Origin of the sequence: Enterobacter cloacae complex sp. P18RS (assembly GCF_014982105.1) — a bacterium.
GTDB classification, from domain to species: Bacteria; Pseudomonadota; Gammaproteobacteria; order Enterobacterales; family Enterobacteriaceae; genus Enterobacter; species Enterobacter hormaechei_C.
In genome coordinates this window covers 1-1,320 of the sequence record NZ_JADCKV010000056.1, presented here as the reverse complement: position 1 = coordinate 1,320, position 1,320 = coordinate 1, and the positions used below count along the sequence as shown (strand labels likewise).

Below are 1,320 nucleotides of genomic sequence, written 5' to 3'. Positions count from 1 at the left end.
TATATTTATAGTTGTATCTATCACACATTATTGACTCCTTTGACCAACCCATTAGATAATTCCTTAAATCTTTCCTTCTACTATATTCTAATTCAGCACCTTCTATTCCTTTAGAATACATATAATTCCAAGAGTGCCTTAACCTATGGCCTGAAAGATTATATAGCTCTGGACTTGCTCGTTTCAGTGTTGATATCACCTTCTCATAAGCTGAAATGCTTAAGGGTTCTCCTGCGTTTTTTCCGGTGCAATGAGCCACCAATAAGAAATTATGCTTTTTCCTCTTTGTCATTTTTTCTCTGCTATTGCTTATGTAATCAAAAATTTCACAGGCTAACTCATCAGATAACGGAATAACCCTTTCTCCAGTCTTTACTAATGGTTGATAAGATCTTCCATCTTCTTTTGAATCATGTCTTCTGACTACACTTAAAGTGTTGTCTCTGAGATCAAAATCATCTATTTTAAGATTGAGCAACTCTCCAGCCCTTAAACCTAAATTTAAGAGCAAGGTAAATATTAGTCTGTTCCTGACCTGTACTTCCTTATGGAAAGGGTTTTCAATCCCGCCAATTTCCAATAGACGGAAAAGCACTTTGATCTCTTCTTCATTTAACGATTTTTCAGATATTTCATTCATATTCAATGAACTGTTTCTTGGAATATGTGCTCTGATACTTTCAATAAATACGTCTACTTCATACTTTGCATGAATCCCCTTTGACGAATGAACTAATCCACATAACCACTTAAGGTAGCGTGAAAAAACGTGTATTCTATAACTAAAGGTTCTCTTCGCAATAAACCTATAATTTGTCGATTTTATATTTATGATTTTTTGTCTGTCGAATCTTTGTTTCGCATATCTTACCAGATCATCTATTTCTGCAACGCTGAGATATTTTTTAAGTTCAACTCTCTCAATTATATCAATTCCCCTACCATCCAAGAAATTACTGAAAATTAGTAAGTTAGTTGCAACTATTTCCATCGTTGAGGCTGTTGCGCCTCTATTTCTTATGTCTGTAGTATGAAATAGATTTTGATAGTAAGTTGGTAGATTACTTTTTTTATCAAGGATCAGGCATCCTCGCTCTCCACTACTCATGATGAATTTCTTTACTTTATATCCCATTTTCACCTCAAACTTAACAAATTAATATCACTCTCACTTATTAAATATATTCCTATTCAAAATAATTCAAATTTTTTACAATGAATCTTGTTTAATTGGTATTTATATTAATGGCTTGAAAAATTTTATTTGACGTCAAATAAACAGGTACGGCTAGTAAATAGTATCCATACCCGATATTAAGA

At 32.7% G+C, this 1,320-nt stretch carries 1 protein-coding gene; it reads right to left on the bottom strand.

The window, feature by feature from the left end; translation table 11 throughout:
* Nucleotides 1–1,135, bottom strand: a 1,135-nt coding sequence (locus INF61_RS22660) for a site-specific integrase (RefSeq protein WP_193548149.1), incomplete at its 3' end; no start/stop codon positions are given.
* Nucleotides 1,136–1,320 lie beyond the last annotated feature (185 nt).